This is a genomic window from Bradyrhizobium sp. USDA 3364 (assembly GCF_054056355.1).
Genome location: NZ_JBSRYG010000002.1, coordinates 2,058,920 through 2,078,286, shown reverse-complemented (window position 1 = coordinate 2,078,286; position 19,367 = coordinate 2,058,920). Strand labels below are relative to the sequence as shown.

The 19,367-nt window shown below is 63.8% G+C and carries 14 protein-coding genes and 2 pseudogenes; 3 read left to right on the top strand and 13 right to left on the bottom strand.

Going from position 1 to position 19,367, the window contains the following annotated elements:
* Positions 1–221: 221 nt before the first annotated feature.
* Positions 222–1,322, top strand: coding sequence for an LLM class flavin-dependent oxidoreductase (locus tag ACVILL_RS09635; protein WP_456728842.1), 1,101 nt, complete (start codon positions 222–224; stop codon positions 1,320–1,322).
* A 79-nt stretch (positions 1,323–1,401) separates the two neighbouring features.
* Positions 1,402–1,956 (top strand): flavin reductase family protein, encoded by a 555-nt coding sequence (locus tag ACVILL_RS09630; protein WP_456728841.1) that lies wholly within the window; start codon positions 1,402–1,404, stop codon positions 1,954–1,956.
* A gap of 31 nt (positions 1,957–1,987) precedes the next feature.
* Here ACVILL_RS09630 and ACVILL_RS09625 read toward each other — a convergent pair whose 3' ends face one another.
* From ACVILL_RS09625 to glgX, 4 genes are all read right to left on the bottom strand, one after another.
* A complete protein-coding gene (locus ACVILL_RS09625; RefSeq protein ID WP_456728840.1) occupies positions 1,988–2,389 on the bottom strand; it encodes a hypothetical protein in 402 nt (133 codons plus the stop codon).
* Positions 2,389–3,885 carry a hypothetical protein gene (locus ACVILL_RS09620; protein WP_456728839.1) on the bottom strand — a complete coding sequence of 499 codons (1,497 nt, stop codon included), beginning with the start codon at positions 3,883–3,885 and terminating at the stop codon, positions 2,389–2,391. The genes ACVILL_RS09625 and ACVILL_RS09620 overlap by 1 nt, the downstream gene beginning before the upstream one ends.
* A gap of 169 nt (positions 3,886–4,054) precedes the next feature.
* A complete protein-coding gene (locus tag ACVILL_RS09615; RefSeq protein ID WP_456728838.1) occupies positions 4,055–5,917 on the bottom strand; it encodes a sigma-54-dependent Fis family transcriptional regulator in 1,863 nt (620 codons plus the stop codon).
* Between the two features lie 175 nt (positions 5,918–6,092).
* The gene (gene glgX / locus ACVILL_RS09610; protein WP_456728837.1) at positions 6,093–8,207 is read right to left on the bottom strand and encodes a glycogen debranching protein GlgX; all 2,115 of its coding nucleotides are present in this window, start codon (positions 8,205–8,207) and stop codon (positions 6,093–6,095) included.
* Positions 8,208–8,486: 279 nt separating this feature from the next.
* Here glgX and ACVILL_RS09605 point away from each other — a divergent pair.
* Positions 8,487–9,602: pseudogene (locus tag ACVILL_RS09605) on the top strand (integrase core domain-containing protein); the annotation flags it as partial.
* 176 nt (positions 9,603–9,778) lie between these two features.
* Here ACVILL_RS09605 and ACVILL_RS09600 read toward each other — a convergent pair.
* The 9 genes and pseudogenes from ACVILL_RS09600 to ACVILL_RS09560 all read right to left on the bottom strand — a co-directional run bounded on the left by ACVILL_RS09600 (position 9,779) and on the right by ACVILL_RS09560 (position 19,227).
* Positions 9,779–9,916, bottom strand: a complete 138-nt coding sequence (locus tag ACVILL_RS09600; protein WP_456728836.1) for a hypothetical protein — start codon at positions 9,914–9,916, stop codon at positions 9,779–9,781.
* 70 nt (positions 9,917–9,986) lie between these two features.
* Positions 9,987–10,151 (bottom strand): annotated as a pseudogene (locus ACVILL_RS09595) (JAB domain-containing protein); the annotation flags it as partial.
* Positions 10,152–10,400: 249 nt separating this feature from the next.
* The gene (locus ACVILL_RS09590; protein ID WP_456728835.1) at positions 10,401–10,628 is read right to left on the bottom strand and encodes a helix-turn-helix transcriptional regulator; all 228 of its coding nucleotides are present in this window, start codon (positions 10,626–10,628) and stop codon (positions 10,401–10,403) included.
* 452 nt (positions 10,629–11,080) lie between these two features.
* Positions 11,081–11,278 (bottom strand): hypothetical protein, encoded by a 198-nt coding sequence (locus tag ACVILL_RS09585; RefSeq protein WP_456728834.1) that lies wholly within the window; start codon positions 11,276–11,278, stop codon positions 11,081–11,083.
* Positions 11,275–12,027: a COG4280 domain-containing protein gene (locus ACVILL_RS09580; protein WP_456728833.1), complete on the bottom strand. Its 753-nt coding sequence runs from the start codon at positions 12,025–12,027 to the stop codon at positions 11,275–11,277. The genes ACVILL_RS09585 and ACVILL_RS09580 overlap by 4 nt, the downstream gene beginning before the upstream one ends.
* Positions 12,028–12,129: 102 nt before the next feature.
* Positions 12,130–13,554, bottom strand: coding sequence for a cytochrome-c peroxidase (locus ACVILL_RS09575; RefSeq protein WP_456728832.1), 1,425 nt, complete (start codon positions 13,552–13,554; stop codon positions 12,130–12,132).
* A gap of 64 nt (positions 13,555–13,618) precedes the next feature.
* Positions 13,619–14,839 carry an OpgC domain-containing protein gene (locus ACVILL_RS09570; protein ID WP_456728831.1) on the bottom strand — a complete coding sequence of 407 codons (1,221 nt, stop codon included), beginning with the start codon at positions 14,837–14,839 and terminating at the stop codon, positions 13,619–13,621.
* 7 nt (positions 14,840–14,846) lie between these two features.
* The gene (locus ACVILL_RS09565) at positions 14,847–16,034 is read right to left on the bottom strand and encodes an efflux RND transporter periplasmic adaptor subunit (RefSeq protein ID WP_456728830.1); all 1,188 of its coding nucleotides are present in this window, start codon (positions 16,032–16,034) and stop codon (positions 14,847–14,849) included.
* Between the two features lie 16 nt (positions 16,035–16,050).
* Positions 16,051–19,227: an efflux RND transporter permease subunit gene (locus tag ACVILL_RS09560; protein WP_456728829.1), complete on the bottom strand. Its 3,177-nt coding sequence runs from the start codon at positions 19,225–19,227 to the stop codon at positions 16,051–16,053.
* Positions 19,228–19,367: the final 140 nt, after the last annotated feature.

Below are 19,367 nucleotides of genomic sequence, written 5' to 3'. Positions count from 1 at the left end.
CACGCTATCGGCGCGTCTCACGGTCGCGATACGTCTCGCGACCGTGAGACGGCCGCACCGCTTCTGAAGCCTGCGCTCGGCCACGGCCGGCCGGAATCCCGCCGTTCCCACCCATTCCTTGCGATTTCCTTGCTGGCACAGCGCTTGCTGAACGCATCAGCGAATGCGCGGCAAGACGCATTGCATGACTGAACCGCAAAGCCAGAAGGAAGGAAACGCACATGGAGCTTGGCTACTTCACCATGCCCTCGCACCCGCCGGAGTGCGGATTGAAGGAGGGTCACGACTGGGACCTGCAGACGCTGCGCTGGCTCGACGAGCTCGGCTATCAGGAAGCCTGGATCGGCGAGCATCACACCGCGCCCTGGGAGCCGCATCCGTCGCCCGATCTGCTGATCGCGCAGGCGCTGCTGCAGACCACGAACATCCGCATCGGGCCCGGCGGCTTCCTGCTGCCGTATCATCACCCCGCCGAGCTCGCCAACCGTGTCGCGATGCTCGATCACCTCTCGAATGGGCGGCTCAACTTCGGCGTCGCCGCCTCGGGCCTGCCGAGCGACTGGGCCATGTTCAACGTCGACGGCATGTCCGGCCAGAACCGCGACATGACCCGCGAGGCGCTCGAGATCATCCTGAAGCTCTGGACCGAGCCCGCGCCGTTCACGCACAAGGGCAAGTACTGGACGGTGAGCAAGCCGGACACGATGTTCGACTTCCTCAAGCCGCACATCAAGCCGCTGCAGGGGCCGCATCCGCCGATCGGCGTCGCGGGGCTGTCGAAGAACTCGGACACGCTGAAACTCGCCGGCGAGCGCGGCTTCATCCCGATGAGCCTCAACCTCAACCCGGCCTATGTCGGCAGTCACTGGGAGTCGGTCGAGGCCGGTGCCGCCAAGACCGGCCGCAAGCCGAGCCGCAAGGACTGGCGGCTGGTGCGCGAGGTGTTCGTGGCGGACACCGATGAAGAGGCCTGGAAGCTGTCGACCGGCGACATGATGGGCAGGATGATGGGTGAGTACTTCCTGCCGCTGCTCGGCCATTTCGGCTTCAAGGACTATCTGAAGCACGCGCCCGACGTGCCCGACAGCGACGTCACCGTCGAATATTGCGCGCGCCGGAATTGGATCGTGGGCTCGCCCGCGACCGTCACGGAGACGATCGAGAAGATCTACCAGGAGGTCGGCGGCTTCGGCGTGCTGCTGGTGTTCGGCTTCGACTACAAGCACAAGCCGGAAGCCTGGCGGCACTCGCTCGACCTGCTCAAGAACGAGGTGATGCCGCGGCTCAAGCATCTCGGCGCCGAGTTCGAGAAGGCTGCATGACAGCTGCGCAGGGTGCGGGGCTTGCCTCGTACCCTGCGTCACATATGTTGGGCTGAGTGTATTCTACGAGGTATGCGGCATGAGGGTCGACGCGCAGAGTTTCAAGCAGGCGATGCGGCATTGCGCTGGCGCGGTGGCGCTGGTGACCGTCGGCCGCGAGCCCGGCAAGCGCACCGGCCTGACCGTGACCTCGGCCTGCTCGCTCTCGGACAACCCGCCTTCGGTGCTGGTTTGTGTCAACCGTAACGCAAGCGCGCATGCCCGCATCCTTGAGGAACGCCATTTCGTCATCAACTTCCTGAACGAGGAGCACGCGCTGCTGGCGCTGACCTTCTCCGGCCAGAAGGGCGTCAACGGCGACGACCGTTTTTCGTTTGGGCGCTGGACCACGGGCGCCACCGGCGCTCCGGTGCTGGAGGATGCCGTCGCGGCGTTCGACTGCGTGCTGAGCCAGGAGCTCGAGACCAAGACCCATTCGATCTTCATCGGCGAGGTCCAGCACGTCCGCGCCGTGACCACGGTCGATCCGCTGATCTATCTGCGCAGCAGCTTCCAGAGCGTGCGCAACATCCACGATCCGATCACGCTCGGCGACGTCGACGCGCGCCGCGTCAGCTGGAACGAGTTTTCGTAAAGCCGCGACGCGCTCGGCCAAGAGCCTGACGCTATTTGAGCCACACCAGCAGCGGGACGGGCGCGCGGCCCTTGCAGGACAGCGTGCCCTCGTAATTGTGCGTCTTGCGGGCGCTGTAGGTGCAGGGCGCGCCGTCCAGCACCAGCTCGGCCGTCACCTGCGAATCCGCCGTGAGTTGCAGCCGGATCTCCCCGGCGCGCTCCTCCGGCCCGTCCTGCGTGCAGATGCCCACATGCTTCATCTTCAGCGGTCCGGAGAATTGCCTGGGCGCGTCCGGTCCGCTTTCGGTGAGATGCCCGGTCAGCTCCCATTCGCCGAGCACGCCGGCCTGGCCGAGGATCTCCATCGCGCCAAGCGGCGGCACGTGGCAAAGCCAAAGCGCAACGGCGCAGAACAGGGCCGCCGTACCGTTGCGCCAAGGTGTCTGCGGCATCAGAGCTTGCTTCCGGTTGTCTGCCGCAATTCGATCAGCTCCGGCCGCGACAGATCGGCATCCGCGGTGAGCCGGGCGATCTGGGTGGCGCATTCCCGCGTCTTGGCCTGATCGCCGGACGCTTTCGCGCTCTTGATCATCCCGACATAGGCGGCCAGCCGGTTGGGCTCCTTCTTGAGCACGGCCTCATAGGTGGCGAGCGCCTCCTGGGCCCTGCCGCGATCAAGCAGCATCGCCGCGTAGAGCTCGCGCGCCGGCGCGAGCGGTCCCGGCGTGACGGGATGCTTCTCGGTCTTGTCTTCCGCCTCCGCAGCGGCATTCATCGCGCTGAGCGCCTCGTCGTATTTGCCTTCGGCGTACAGCACCCAGGCGCTGGCGATCTGCTGCTGGATGTCGACGATGTTGGACCAGTAGGCATCCTTGGCGTCTTTGAGCTTGTCGCGCAACTCGACGAGCTTGGCGATGTCGGCCTTGGCGGCAACAGGATCACCGGAGCGCGCGGCGCCGACCGAGCGCGCGAAATAGGTGATGGCATCCGCATAGGCGTATTTGGTCGGGCGCACCTGCAGCGCTGCCGCGCCCTTCCAGTCGCCGCGTTCGAACACATAACGGGCCTGGCTCGCCGCCACCGCGTAGGGACCGGCGAACCGATCCTGCTTGAACTCCAGCTTGGCGAGCTCATCGATCACCGCGCGCGCCTCCTTGTCCTGGCCCAATTGCAGATAGGCATAGACCAGATAGTCCATCGCGTGCGCCTGGTCCTGATCCTCGCCGTCTTCCTTGGCGATGCGCGCGGATTCCTTGTTCGAGGCGATCGACTCCTTCCAGTAGCCGACGCGCGTGAAGATGTGCGACGGCATGTGCTGGGCATGCGGCGCGTGCTCGGCGATCTTGGCATAGCGCATCGCGGCGGGGAGGCCTTTCTCCGCAAGCGCCGGATAGTCGTAGAGATGGATCAGGTAATGGGCGATACCGGGGTGCTCGGGCTGGCGCTTGAAGATAGGTTCGAGCAGCGCCGCGCCTTTCAGCTGGTTGGCATAGGTCTTGTCGGCCGGCGACGCCGCGACGTTGAGCGTGATCGCATAGGCGATCTGCGCCTCGTCATCGTCGGGATAGCGCGTCGCGACCTGTTCTTCGGCCGCGAGGAATCGCTGCACGCGGGTGCGGTGATCGACCTTGTCGTAGTCGACATACATCACGGCGATCGCATCGACGTAGTCCCGCTCGCGCTGGGTCTGTGCACCCAGCGCCTGGCCCTTCTTCGCGGCTTCGAGGCCGAGCGGAAGGTTCTCCGGCGGTGGCGGCCCGTGCGGATTGTAGAGATAGCTGAGCGCGATGCCCCAATAGGCGATGGCGCATTGCGGGTCGGCCTCGAGGACTTCCTCGAAGGTCCGTCGCGATGCGCTGTACCAGAACGAATGCTGGTACAGCATGGCGCGATCGAACAGCTCCTGCGCTTCCGGCTTGCAGGACGTCGCGAAATGAACTTTGCCCAATCGTTGTTCGGTTGAATCCGAGGCAGCAGGTTGCGAAATGGTCGCGGCAATGAGGCCAACGACCACAGCGAGGGGAAACCGAGTCATGGGACCCGCTCCGTGGCGTTGAAATGAAAGCCGTACGGTATCACCTTTGCCGCAAGGGCGGAACAGGCGGCGCGGTTCTGGCCTAGCTGTCGAGCTCGATCCCTAACGCCTTGATCTTCCGGTACAACGTCGCGCGGCTGAGCCCGAGCGCCCTGGCGGCGTCCGTCACTCTTTCGTCATTGGCGCGCAACGCTTCGACGATCGCGGCGCGCTCGCTCGCTGTGTGATCGGCCGGCACACTGCGCACGGGGAGCGGCGGCAGATCGAGATCGGCTGCGGTGATGACGCTGGCTTCCGCAGTCGCGCCGGCGAGCCGCAGCACGTGGCGAAGCTGACGCATGTTGCCGGGGAACGGATAGGCCATCAGCTGCGCCCAGGCATCCGGTGCGATGCGGCAATGCGGCGCCTCCTGGTCGGCGATCTGCGCGATCACCTCGCGGCGGTCCGCGCGCTCGCGGAGCGCGGGCAGGCGGATCTCCATGCCGCGCAGCCGGTAATACAGATCGGAACGGAAGCTGCCGTCCTCGGCCATCCGCGCCAAATCACGGTGCGTGGCGCTGATCAGGCGAATGTCGACGGCGACGGGCTTCAACGCGCCGAGCGGCCAGACCTCGCGGTTCTCCAGCACGCGCAGCAGCCTTGTCTGCAGTGCCAGCGGCATGTCGCCGATCTCGTCGAGGAACAGCGTGCCGCCGGAGGCCTGCACGATCAGCCCCTTCGATCCCTCGCGCCGGGCGCCGGTGAAGGCGCCGGCCTCGTAACCGAACAGCTCGGCGTCGATCAGGCTCTCCGGCATCGCCGCACAGTTCAGTGCGACATAGTTGTTGCTGGCGCGATTGCTTGCCGCATGGATGGCGCGCGCGAACACGTCCTTGCCGGCGCCGGTCTCGCCATGCAGCAGGATCGGCAGATCGAGATTGCCGACCGTCATCAGCCGCTTCACGCCCTTGATCAGCACGGGATCGCTTCCCGCCAGCCGGTGCAGGCCGTTGAATTGTCCGGCCGGCTTTTCACGCGGCGGTGTGGGTAAGCGCGGCGATCGCGTTCGCACCGGCGGCACCACGCGGCCGCGGCCCCATGGCGTGCCGTCGGCGCGGCGCAGCGCGACCGGCTCGTCCGCGGCCCGCGTCGCGCGATCGTCCAGTTGAATCAGGTGCGACAGGTCGATGCCGTCGTCGATCATCGCATCGGTCAGGCCGAACACCGCGCGCGCGGTGCGGCAGGCGCCGACCACGCGGCGGTCGTCGTCATAGGCGAGCATGCCGTGCCCGTCGCCGGGCAAGGTCGCGATCCAGGCGGCGCGGTAGCGCCGGCGGAAGAACCCATGCTCGATCCGCCGCGTCGCCTCCGTGGTCACGGCGAGCGCGAGTTCATGCGCGCTGCGGCCGAGGTCGCTGCGGCACGAGGAGATGTTGACGGCGCCGGCGAGCCGGCCGGCATGGTCGAACAGCGGCGACACCGCGCAGGTGAACATGTGCCACTGCTCGCGGAAATGCTCGTCGCCATGCACGATGATCGGCCGCTGCTCGGCGAGCGCGGTGCCGAGCCCGTTGGTGCCCTCGAACGTCTCGGCGAAGTTCGAGCCGGTGTAGATCTTCCATTCCAGGAACATCCGCGCGTAGTCGCCCTCGGGCAGCCGGCTCACCAGCATGGTGGCATTGGGATCGGCGAGGTTGACGCAATAGCCGCTGTCGTGGAGCACGCGGGCGAGGTCTTCCAGCTCCGGGATCGCGACCTGGATCAGATCCTCCATCGGCTCGGCGATGTGCCGGACCTCGGCTTCGGTCAGGGTCTGCGGCGGCCCGCGCCGCGCCGGATCGAGGTTGTGATTGACCAGGCAGCGCCGCCAGGACGCGGCAATCCGCGCCTCGGTGTCGACGCCGGCCACCTGATTGGCCGCCGACAAAACACGGGCGACGTGATTTGAGGCCGAAAGATTGGCCATCCAGAGGTCTCCACCCTGTATTTTGTACGAAGTCTGGCAGCCCGACGGCGAATGTCAATTGGCCGACGGGGTCGCGGGGAGGGGACCTTGGGTGGATTGGGCATGACCCAATCGTCATTCCCCGATGCGTAGTTGCACATCGGGGAATGACGAGAGTGGAGAGTTGTGCCCGGCCCTACTTCACCTCACCCGCGGTGAGCAGCACGAACGACCGCCCCGCCGCCTTGTACGTGCCGGCGAACGCGAACGGCGCGTCCGTCTCTTGCTCGGGCGCGTTGGTATCGAGCAGCAGCGACCAGTGCGGGCCGGCTGAGGTCGCCGGCAGCTTGAAATCGACCTCGCCCTCGTAGCTGTTGAGGATCACGAGCACGGTATCGTCCTCGCCCTCGCGGGCGATCGCGGTCTTGCGGGCGCGGCCGTCGAGCAGCACGCCGAAACATTTGATCCAGCCGGTGGTCCAGTCGGCCTGCGTCATCTCCGTTCCCGACGTGCTGATCCACACCACGTCGCGGATGGCGAGCTGGGGATCGCGATCGCCGGAGAGGAAGCGGCTGCGGCGCAGGATCGGATAGTCGCGCCTGAGCTTGATCATCCGCTTGGTGAAGGCGAGCTGCTTCTCGGCGTCGGCGGAAAGATTCCAGTCGAACCAGGAGATGTCGTTGTCCTGGCAATAGGCGTTGTTGTTGCCGCGCTGGGTGCGGCCGAACTCGTCGCCGCCGAGCAGCATCGGCGTGCCCTGCGAGGCCAACAGCGTCGCCAGCATGTTGCGCTTCTGCCGTTCGCGCAAAGTGCGGATCTCGGGATTGTCGGTCGGGCCCTCGGCGCCGCAATTCCAGGAATGATTGTCGGACGAGCCGTCGTTGTTGTTCTCGCCGTTGGCCTCGTTGTGCTTGTTATTGTAGCTCGCCCAGTCGTTCAGCGTGAACCCGTCATGGGCGGTGATGAAGTTGACGCTGGCCCAGGTGCGGCGGCCCTCGCGGTTGAACACGTCGTGCGAGCCGAGCAGCCGCGGCGCCAGACTGCCGGGCGCCGCCTCGCCGCGCCAGAAATCGCGCACAACGTTGCGGTACTTGTCGTTCCATTCCGCCCAGCCCGGCGGGAAGCCGCCGACCTGGTAGCCGCCGGGTCCGCAGTCCCACGGCTCGGCGATCAGCTTGACGGTCGCGAGCAGCGGGTCCTGGTTCATCGCCTTCAGGAAGCCCGACTGCTCGTCGAAGCCATAGACTTCGCGCGCCAGGATGGTGCCGAGATCGAAGCGGAAGCCGTCGACATGCATGTGGCCGGCCCAGTAGCGCAGGCTGTCCATCACCATCTGGATCACCCGCGGATGCGACAGGTTCACCGTGTTGCCGGTGCCGGTGTCGTTGATGTAGTAGCGCCGCTTGTCGGGCAATAGCCGGTAATAGCTCGCATTGTCGATGCCCTTGAACGACAGCGTCGGGCCGCGCTCATTGCCTTCGGCGGTGTGGTTGTAGACGACGTCGAGGATCACCTCGAGCCCGGCGCCATGCAGCCGTGACACCATCTCCTTGAATTCGCGCAGGCTGTTGGCGACGTCGGCGGCATAGCGCGGATCCGGCGCGAAGAAGCCGATCGTGTTGTAGCCCCAGTAATTGGTGAGGTGCTTTTCCAAGAGATTGCTGTCGTTGACGAAGGAATGCACCGGCAGCAGTTCGACCGAGGTGATGCCGAGCGCCTTCAGATAGTCGATCGCGGCATTTGAGCCGAAGCCGGCATAGGTGCCGCGCAATTGTTCGTCGATGCCGCCGTGCTGCTTGGTAAAGCCCTTGACGTGGGTCTCGTAGACGACGGTCTCGTCCCAATGCACGTCCTGCCGTTGCGCCTCCTGCACCCAGTCGAAATTGGGATCGACCACGACGCATTTCGGCATGAACGGCGCGCTGTCGCGCTTGTCGAAGGTGAGGTCGTCGCCGCTCTCCATCTTGTAGCCGAACACCGCCGGATTCCATGTCAGGCTGCCGGCATGGGCGCAGGCATAGGGATCGAGCAGCAGCTTGTTCGGATTGAACCGATGACCGCCCTCGGGCTGGTAGGGCCCGTAGACGCGGTAGCCGTAGAACGTGCCGGGCTGCACGCCGTTGATGAAGCCGTGGAACACCTGGTCGGTATATTCGGGCAACTCGAACCGGTGCGTCTCGCGCTCGCCGTCGAACAGGCAGACCTCGACCTTGGTGGCGTTGGCGGAAAACACCGCGAAGTTGGTGCCGTGGCCGCTCCAATGGGCGCCCAGCGGGTAGGGCAGCCCTTCTTCAATGACGTAGTCGGACATCCGTCCCCCAAGATCTCGAAGGCATCAAAGCAACCTGCAACAAACGCCGCCGCGCCGGAAACGTTGCATGGATGACCCTAGCGGCAGTTATCGATGATCCGTGTGACGCTTCAAGCAGCGCGCGCACCGTCGGAATGATCGTGAGATGAGCACGCTGGTTGGGCTCCCTCCCCCCTTGCGGGGGAGGGTGGGGAGAGGGTCCTAACCGGCTACATGGGTAACAGAATAGACCGGCGACATAGGTAACAGGTCAACTGATCGGCAGGGAGGGCCTTGCTGATGGGATGGGCGGAGACCTGTGCGGTGGACGAACGGATGCGGTTTGTGGTGGCGGTGCAGAAGCACGAGGAGTCATTTGCGGCGATATGCCGAGGGTTCGGCGTGAGCCGCCGGATCGGGTACAAATGGCTGGCGCGGTTTGAGGAGGAAGGCGCGGCCGGTCTGTTCGATCGTTCTCGTGCCCCGCTGCGCCATCCGCAGAGCATCGCCGAGGGAATCGCGGAGCGTTGCCTTGAGGTGCGTCGGGCGCATCCGAGCTGGGGACCGATCAAGATCCGCGCCTTTCTGGAACGGAAGTCACCCCGGACGGCATGGCCTGCGGCGAGCACGATCGGGGAACTGTTCGACCGCGAAGGACTGACGGTGAAGCGCAAGCTGCGCCGGCGCGGGCCGCCCTCGAGTGCGCCCTTTGCCGGTTGCGAGGCGGCCAACGATGTGTGGTGCATCGACTTCAAGGGCTGGTTCCTGACCGGGGACGGCAAGCGATGCGAGCCGCTGACGATCACCGATGCCTATAGTCGTTATTTGCTGCGTTGCCAGGCTCTGGCACGCACCGACACAGATCACGTCTGGCCGGTGCTTGATGCGGCGTTCCGCGAGTTTGGGCTGCCGTGGTATCTGCGCTCCGACAATGGCTCCCCGTTCGCCTCGCGCGGTGCCGGTGGGTTGTCGCGGCTGTCGGTCAAGCTGATCAAGGCCGGCGTGACGCCGGAGCGCATCGCGCCGGGCAAACCTCAGCAGAATGGCCGCCATGAACGGATGCATCTGACCCTGTTGCAGGACGTCGCCAGTCCCCCGGCTCCGACCATGCGCGAGCAGCTCAAGCGCCTACGCAGCTTCCAGCACCTCTACAACGAAGAGCGTCCGCACCAGTCGCTCGACAACGCCACGCCAGCCGACCGATACCAGGCCTCCCCGCGCCGCTTCCACGGGACCTTGCGCAAGCCGGAATACGCTGATGACCAGGACGTTCGCTCGGTCCGGCGCAACGGAGAGATCAAGTGGCTGGGCAACACGATCTATATCAGCGAAGCGCTGATCGGCGAGCCCGTCGGCCTGGCCGAGGATCAGGACGGCTGGACCGTCAGCTATGGTCCGATCGTGCTCGGCACGATCGCTCATCGCAGTGACCAGCTCCGCAGACCCAAACGAAAAGCAAAAGGCTGTGGACTTGAGGACAACGCTGCGCGTTGCCCTCAGGGTCCACAGCCTCAACAACAACAGACCTGAACGAAACGAGAATTGTGTTACCCATGTCGTCGGGTTGAAGTGTTACCTAAGTCGCCGGTTGCTCAAGAGGGGTGGCCCCAGGTTCCTCGCTTTTCGATTGCCTTGTCGATCAGATCCAGAAGTCGCGCCGGCGCGATGTCGGGAGGCGCGGCAATGCGGCCGGTGACGACGTGCTTCTCCATCGGCTCGTGATTCGACATCATCGTCTCCGTGGGGCGCCTCGGTGTGGGCAGGGATCGGCGGGGGGCGACACGTCTCGACGCAGCGAGACTACATCAATCTCATGCCCTTGAAGCTGGTATGCCCGTTCTTGCCGACGATGATGTGATCATGCACGGCGATCCCGAGCGGCTTTGCGATGTCGACGATCGCTTTGGTCATCTGGATGTCGGCCTGCGACGGCGTCGGGTCGCCGCTGGGGTGGTTGTGCATCAATCAACCCCGCCGCGAATTGCCGTTAATTTTCCGACGCATACCTGATTTCCAAGATTAACTGGGGTATCGATGCGGGATCGGTTTCTCATGCTCAATCGTGACAAGCCTTGGCGCGCACTGAGAGTAGTTGTCAGCAATCGTCGATCCCATCAAGTCACGGATTCCGAATCGACCTCAATCCTTGTCGCATCCGTTGTGTCTGCGACTTAGGCCCGGTACGCTCGTTTGTGTGATCGATGATGGCGCCCGCTACTCGTTGACCTCATCTATCAGGAGTGGTCTGAAGGACCGGCAGACGATGAGGCTCCGGCGGTCCCACCGATCGAGTTCCTCAAGGGGGTAAAGAACGGCTTTGCCGACTTTTAGGAACGAAGGTCCAACTCTCATAGAACGCCAGTTGCGCAAGGTGCCCTCGCTGATCTGGCCGCGATAACGTTCGATAACTTCATTGAGCGTCAGGAACATTGGCTCGGACATATGTGCCCTCCTTGTTGTCCGGACACTTCCGGAACCAAGGCGAACGATCATATTCCGCGGTCTCATCCTAGCTGCCGTGGAATCTAAATTAACGATCCTCCGTTCTGATGCCTCACAATGAGCGAAATGGAGCGACCGCTTCTGGCGGATATTGTTGAAAAAGTCGAAAATCGAGCGACACGAAAAATCTCGCGAAAGTTGACGTCGATGCATCTCTGCTGCTGCATCGTTTGCCAGCGCCACTACGGAGGCACGTGATCGATTTTGGACGAAGCGATATGGTCCCTCACGTCGCTGCCTATAAGGCGCATCAGCGGCGCTGGGAATTTTCGTTCCTCACCCCAAAACGCCTTTTTCAACAATATCGGCGCAAAGCGGCCGGTCCACATGTCCGCTCCCGGCGGCAGAACGGACATGAGCTTCCATTTCGCGAAAACGCCTGGCGCGAGCGGTTAGCGTCTGCCACTACGTGCAACACTCGAAACCAGCGCGGCGAGACAACCGAACAACAAGACGGCGCCCGCCGCCAACGGCACGTTGGGCATCAGCACTGCCACCATGCCCGAGAGGCCGACGACCGCCAGGATCGCAAGCGCGAGCGCGCCGTCGTCGACGAACAGACGGGCCAGTTCGCGCAGCAGGATCATCATGACAAAGCCCTCGTTTGGGGGCGACGCACGAGCACGATGGCCGCGCCGCTGACCGCCAGAAAGATCGCGGCGATTGCGACGATCGCGAGATCTTCGCCCGGCCAGGCGACGCCGAGCCCTTCGCCGGTCCAGAATACGCCGAACGCGGACAGCATGACGCCGACGCCGAATTTCAGGGTGTTTTCCGGCACCCGCGCCAGCGGCCGGTGCACGATCAGGCCGGCGGCGGCGACCGCGAGACAGGCCGCGAGGGCACCGATGCTTGCGGGCAGGAGCATGCCACGACCGCTGCCGAGCGCAATCACGATGAACACGACCTCGAGTCCTTCGAGAAGCACGGCCTTGAACGTCGTCAGGGTCGCGATCCAATCGAGGCGGGCGTCGTTGCGGCGGGCCTGTTCGCGCAATTCCGCCGTCTCGGCTGAGAACGCGGTCGTCTCGTCATGCAGCGGGATGATGCCGGCCGCGCGCAAGATCGCCTTGCGCAGCCAGCGCAGTCCGAACAGCAAAAGCAGGATGCCGATGACGAGTTGCAGCAGGTGCAGCGGAACATGATCGAGCAGCGGTCCGAGGGCGAGAACGATCAGCGCCAGTACGATCAGGCCGGCGAGAACACCGAGCCCGGCCGGCCGCCAGCCGCGCACGATGGCGACCGCCAGCACGATCGTCAGCGCCTCGACCGCCTCGACCAGCGAGGCCAAGAACGCGGCCGCAATCGCCGGCCAAACCAGTGCGAAGCTGGCTGTCATCCCACGTCTCCGCGCCCGGCAGACCCGCTGCGGATGGACCTACTGCGTTTGCGGCTGATCATCCAGATATCCTCGTCTCAATCCTACCAGGCAGGTGCAACTCTACGGCCGGCTGGTCGGCATATAGCCGTCGGAGAGCGTCTGCATGAAGCTCACCAGCGCATCTTCCTCCGCGTCCGACAGGCCGAGGTTGCCCACCTTGCTGGTGTTCATGTTGTCGGTCGATTCTGGTGCGGGCCAGCACGTGGTGCTTTCGCCGGGATCGCCGGGCCGACAGCGCGGCAGCGCGTCGCGCGTATTGTAGAAATGCACGATTGCTTTCAGGCTCGTGAAATATCCGTTGTGCCCGTAAGCCTTCACGAAGCCTGGATAGGGCCGCTTATCGACGTTGCGCAGGGTGGGCACCTGAATTCGTCCCTGATTGTCCGGCGCAAGCTTGAGCCATCGCGCGTCGACCGGCGAGGGCTGGCTCAACACGTGGCCGCCGCGGAGAAACGTGCCGACGCCGTCATCGACGAACGACGGGCCTTGCGGGTTGGCCACATATCCGAGGGTGTCGGGCCGATCCTCCCGGTAATAGGGAAGCCGGGGATTGGCGGGGGTTCCGATGTTGCTGGCGGTGAAGTCGGTGAACAGCGGGTCCTCGCCGGGGCCGCCGTCGCGGTGACAGCTGTTGCAAAGCGCCTTGCCGCGGAAGAGATCGTAACCGGCCCGCTCCTGCGGCGTAAATTGCGCCTTGTTCGCAAGCATCGCGTCGTATTTCGAGCTGAAGGCCGTGACCTCGGCCGAAGCTTCATAACCGGCGATAGATTGCGCCATCTGATCGAAGGTGGCGTTGGCCCGGCCGCGATCGAGCCGGTCGAGATGCAGTGGCAATGGATCGCTGGCGGACGGCGGTCCCGGCCGAGCGCAGACCTGCTCGACGCCGGCCGGCCAGGCGATGGCGAAGGCCTGCGGTCCCCACACACTTTCGAACAACGGGCGGTACGGCCGCTGCGAAGCGCGATAGACCGCGCAGGCCACATCGGGCAGCCCCATTTCCACCGGATTGGTCGGCGGCCCCTCGGCCTGCTCGGCGGCAGGATTGCCCAAACGGCGGCCAGTCGCGCGCATATCCCAGAAGTTGCCGCCGACCAGATCGCCCTGCGCGGAATTGAAATGCAGGACGGGGGACAGCGGCGCATAGGCATGCGATTGCGGCTTGCGATTGCTGAAGCGCGTGCGGACGGAGCCGGGATAGGAACCGGTGATCCGGTTCAATTCGGACACCGGACCGGTAAAGCCGGTCTCGGGCATGTGGCAGAAGGCACAGGCCTCGTTGCGGTTCACCGAGAGCTGCTTGTCGTAAAGCATCAGCTTGCCGAGCAGTTCGACTTGCTGGACTTGATTGTCCGGCGGCTCAGCTAATCGCTCGATCGCGCGCGCCTCGATGCGGTCGATCTCGGCCTCGACCTGCTCGATCTCCTGCAGCACACGGGGCGAGAGCGTCGTGCCGCTCTCTTCCGCGCCGGGTGCGTCAGACGCCATGGCAATGCTAATCGTCGCCGCCGCGAACCATAACACCGCCCGCGAGGTCATGCGCGGAACTGAGCTAAAAAATAGCATGCGAACTCCCCTTGGCGACAGCGTCTTCGTGCGCGACCGGTTCGCAGCACTGACGCTTCCACGCCGGCCACCAATACCCCCGCCAGTGAGCTAAGCCAGCTTGCCGTCTTGACCATGTCAAAATGGATGCGCCTATCGTCAAAAACAATATTCCCCCAGCACCCACGCCAAATTGAACCCACAGCGAATTTAAGCTCAATTCGATCGCAGCGTGGGCGCAAAACGACAGCACGATGCCGGTGCAAAAGACTGACAGCGAGTTTTGGCCACATTTGATCAGCGGCGCCAGCGCTCGCCATTCCAGAATTAGCGAGTACGCTGGTAGCAAACGGGTAACGACAATGGCGAGGGCAATGAAGTGAACGACCCGATACGGTGCAAGATTGGTCTTGTCGTTTGGGTTGAACGGCGCCAGCAACCAATCTGGAAGAAGATGGTCGAAATCAAGGGCGCGAATGGCGATCGTCACGATCAACGCGAAGACGAGGTAGGCAATCGACAGCCCGAGCGACGTCCTCGTTCGAAGGACCGGCTGGAGTGCGCGCGCGCCGCCAAGCGCGATCCAGGCGCCCAGGAAGAACAAGAGCTGCCAGGCGAACGGATTGAAGTACCAGACGTCCGATGGCGAGGCCGGCAAATTCCAGCCAAATTGCCGCGCGGCAAGATACAGGGCGATCGAGCCAGCCAGGGTCAGATGCGACCTCCGGACCATGACCCATAAAGCAGGGGCGAACGCGCCCAACAGCAGGACATAGAGCGGAAGCACATCCAGATTGACTGGCTTGTAGATCAACGCCAGCGCCTGGATGAATTCGCGGAACGGCTTGTTCAAGAAAACCGCGACGTTGAACTGGTTCAAATCATCCGGATCGTGAAACCCGTGCGAGACACTCGCGATCACCGCGATATAGATGAGGATGACGGCTATATGCGCGACATACAGCTGGAGGGCGCGCTTGGCCAATTTCGCGGCAGCAGCCACGTAGCCACGCTCGATCATCAAGCGTCCGAACACGAGAGCCGCTGTGTAGCCCGATATGAACACAAAGAGATCGGCGGCGTCGCTGAACCCGTAATGTTTGATCGTGAGCCAGCTCAGCGCCTCGTGCGGGATGTGATCGAGAAAGATCGCCCAGTTCGCAAGGCCGCGGAACAGGTCGAGCCTGACGTCGCGACCCGTAAAAGGAAGGTTTACGCAAGCCGGCATGCGAGACCTATTGCCGGGACGTTGACGAAGGCGATAGAGCGACCTGCGGCGTTGCGACGGCGACGCGAACGGTATCGCCGGTCGTCAAGGTTTCCGGCGGTGAGTTGATAATGCGGTCGGACGGCGACAGGCCGGCGAGCACCTCCACGCTGTCCCCGAGATCGCGGCCGAGCTGGACGCTCTTCAGCGCGACCTTGCCGTTGCCGTCGATGGTCGCGACCTGCGTACCCTGATTGCCGGTGACCAGCGCGGTGGAGGGAATGGTCACCAAATTCGGATCGGCCGGGATTTGGAAGTGGACATTGCAGTAGCTGCCGCCGAAGAACTTTCCGGCCGAGTTGTCGGCCTGAAGCTCGACCTGCATGCTGTGCGAATTCTGATTGATCGCCTTGGAAATGTGCGAGAGATCGGCGTCGAACTGCACTCCCGGGTATTGCGGCATCTCAAATTTGGCTTTCATCCCGACCGTCAGGCCGGCCGAGAATGATTGCGGCACCTGTACATAGATGCGGACGCGATGCAGGTCGGACACTTCGAACAGCGGCTGGCCAGAGTTTCCCGGGTTGATCAGCATTCCGAGCTCGACATTGCGGGCAGTGACGATACCGTCGAAGGGGGCGCTGATCGTCTTAAAGGATTGCATAGCCTCCAACTGCCGAACATTGGCTTGATTTGCGTCGACCACCGCCTCCTTCGCCTTCTCGTCGGCCGACGTCTGGTCGGCCAGCTGCTGGGCGACGATCTGCTTCTGCAGCAGGATGTTGTTGCGGTTCGCGGTGAGCGTGGCGATCTGGTGATTGGCCCGCACGCTTGCCAAGGTCGCCTTGGCTTGGCTGAGCTGCTGATCGAGATCGGGAGCGTCGATGGTGGCCAGCATCTGCCCGGCCTTCACCGGCGTGCCGATGTCGTGATCCCAGCTCTGCACGTAGCCATTCACGCGGGCGAACAGCGCCGCCCGGTTGAACGGCTGGATATTGCCCGGCAGCGTCAGGGCCTGGCTCGGGCTGCTTGGCGTGACTTGCGCGAGGGCCACGGTCGGGATCGCCTGCGCATTGGCCCAGGCCACGACTTCCTGCTTGCTCTGCGCTCGGCTCATCAAGCCGTAGCCGACCACGACGCAGCCGATGAGGACTGCAGCCGTGGCGACGGTGAGGAGGCTTCGCCGGCTTGGGGCTTTGACGTCTTCCGAAAACATTTCTGTTGTTCTCCAATTAGTGTGACGGCGAGGGCAGGGCATCCGCCTGATCTGCGGCGGCGGTCTTTCGTCCGTGCACCAGACTGAAAATCGTCGGCACCAGGAATAGCGTGGCACATGTGGCGAAGATCAGGCCCCCGATCACGGCTCGACCCAGCGGGGTGTTCTGGCCGGGCTCGATCGCCATCGGCAGCATGCCGATCACCATCGCGAGCGCCGTCATCAGCACGGGACGGAACCGGGAGCCGCCCGCCTCGAACGCGGCCTGCAGCGCGCTCGCGCCGGCCGCCATCCGCTCGCGGGCAAAGCTGATCACCAAAATGCTGTTGGCGGTCGCAACCCCCATGCACATGATCGCGCCGGTCAGGGCGGGGACCGAAAGCGTCGTGCTGGTGCCGAACAATATCCAGACGATGCCGGCCAACGCGGTCGGCAGCGCCATGATGATGACGAAGGGATCGACCCACGACTGAAAGTTGATGACGATCAATAGATAGATGAGCACGATCGCGGCGGCGAGCCCGACGAACAGCTGCTGATAGGCACTGGTCATCGTGCTGACTTGACCGCGCAGCGCGACACTCGCGCCTTTGGGCAGATCCCTTGCGGTGTCGTGGATGACCTGTTGAATGTCGGACGCGAGCGCACCAAGATCGCGCCCCTGCGGCGCCGCGTAAATGTCGATCACGGGCTGGACGTTATAGTGCGATACCACGGCGTTGCTGTTGCTGCGCTGGACCTGCGCCAGGCCGCCCAGCAATTGGGTACTGACGGCGGCCGCCGACGTCACAGGAATATTCTTCAACCCCGTCAAGGTGCCGATATCGCGTTGTGGCGTCTGCACTGAGACCGCATAGGAGACGCCGTTGGTCGGATTGAGCCAATAGGTCGGCGCGGATTGCGAGCTGCCAGACAGCGTCGTCAGCATCGCGGTGGCGACGTCCTTTTCGGTGAGTCCGACCAGCGAGGTCAGCGAGCGGTCGACATTGACGTTGAGCGTCGGCTGCTGGAATGCCTGCTGGATGCGCGCGTCGGCGATGCCGGGGATCGCTCTCACTCTGGCCAGCAGCGCATTTGCGTATTTGCGGTTCGCCACCAGGTCGCGGCCGGCGACCTGCAGATCGATCGGGGCTGGCACACCGAAATTCAGGACCTGGCTGACGATGTCGGCCGGCAGGAACGCGAAACTGGTGCCGGGAAACTGCCGCGGCAGTTTTTCCCGCATGGTCTTGATGTAATCGTCGCTCGGCGCATGGTTCGGCTTGAGGCTGATCAGGATGTCGGCATCGCCGACGCCGATAGTGCCGGAGTTGTTGTAGGCCATGTTGATGCCCGAAACCGTGAGCCCGATATTGCTGACGATGCCGTCGAGCTCGCTGGCCGGAATGATGCCGTGGATGGCGGTGCCGATCCGGTCGGTCAGGCTGGCCGTCTCCTCGATCCGCGTCCCCGTGGGGCCGCGGATGTGAAGTTTTATCTGCCCGCCATCGACGGCTGGGAAAAAGTCCTGGCCGAGATAAGGCGCAAGCCCGAACGACAGGATGCTGAAGACCAAGAACCCGGCGATCACCTTGACCCGGTTGTGCAGGCACAGCTGCAGCAGGCCCAGATAGCTCCTGCGGATGTTTTCGAACATGCGCTCGAAGCCGCGTTGAAAACGCTTGAGCGGATTGCGGCTGGGTTTTTCCGGATCGGCGTTGGCATGGATGTGTTGATTGCGCAAGAGATAGTTCGCCAATGTCGGCACCAGCGTGCGCGACAGCGCGTAGGACGCGGCCAGCGCCAGTATCACCGCCTCGGCGAGCGGGCGGAACAGATAGCCGGCGACGCCGCCGAGCCCGAACATCGGCACGAAGGCGATGCAGATGCAAAATAGTGACACGGTGGCCGGCACCACGATCTGCTGCGCGCCGTCGAGAATGGCGGGCTCGATCGCCTTGCCCTGCTCAAGATGCCAGTTGATGTTCTCGATGGTAACGGTGGCGTCGTCGACGAGGATGCCGACGGCGAGTGCCAATCCGCCGAGCGTCATGACGTTGATGGTCTCGCCCAGCAGCGAAAGCCCGGTCAGCGCAGCGAGGATCGCCAGTGGAATCGACAGCGTGATGATCAAGGTCGAGCGCCAGCTGCCGAGGAACAGCAGGATCATGGCGCCCGTCAACGCTGCTGCGATCACGCCTTCGCGGACCACGCTGGAGACCGCGTCGGTAACGAAGACCGATTGGTCGCCGACCGCGGTCAATTTCAGGCTGGCCGGCAGCGTCTGCGACACCGACGGCAGCAGGTTCTTGACCCCGTTGATGATGTCCAGCGTCGAGCTTGCGCCGGCCTTCATGATCGTGAGCAGCACAGCGCTGGCGCCATTGACGTGGACGGCGTTGGTCTGCGGCGGGCTCCCGTCATGCACATAGGCGATGTCGCGCATGTAGATCACGGTGCCGTTGACGGTCTTGATCGGGAGGTCGTTGAACGCCGCGACCGCTCCCGGCGAGCCATTCAAATTGACGGTGTATTCGTAGCTGCCGATCTTCTGCGTCCCGACCGGCGTGATCAGGTTCTGTAGCGATAGCGCGTTGATGACGTCGTTGGCGGACACGCCGTATTGATGCAGCGCCTGCTGGTTGAGGTCGGCCTGGACCTGGCGCACCTTGCCGCCGAACGGCAGCGGCAGCGCGGCGCCGGGCACCGGCGCCAGCGCCGGGCGGATGAAGTTGAGCGCCGAATCGAAGATCTGCGTCTCGGACATCCGGTCGCTCGATAGCGCCAATTGAAAGATCGGCACGCTCGAGGCATTGAAGCTCAAGATCAGGGGCGGCGTGATGCCCGGCGGCATCTGCTTCAACACCGTCTGCGACATGCCGCTGACCTGCGCCAGCGCGGCATTGATGTTCACGGTCGGTTGGAAGAAGATCTTGATGATGCCGTAATTCACGATCGACTGCGACTCGATATGCTCGATGTCGTTGACGCTGTTGGGCAGCGAGCGCTCGTAGAACGTGACGATGCGGCCGGCCATGTCGTCGGCCGGAAGCCCGGTGTAGCTGAACACCACGCTGATGACGGGGATGTTGATGTTCGGAAAGATGTCGGTCGGCGTCCGCAAGGCGGAGGCCGTGCCGATGATCATGATCAGCACCGCCATCACGACAAACGTATACGGCCGCCGCAGCGCGAGCCGGACTATACCGATCATGGTATTCTCCCCGTGGAATGACCTGCCGTCGCGGTAGCGACCGATCCTTAGGGCTGGCTTAGCTCGCCCCTAGCACGTTCTGGTTCGCAGTCTGCGAGGTGCAATCAAGTCGACAAGCCGGAATCTAGGATTGCGTTTCG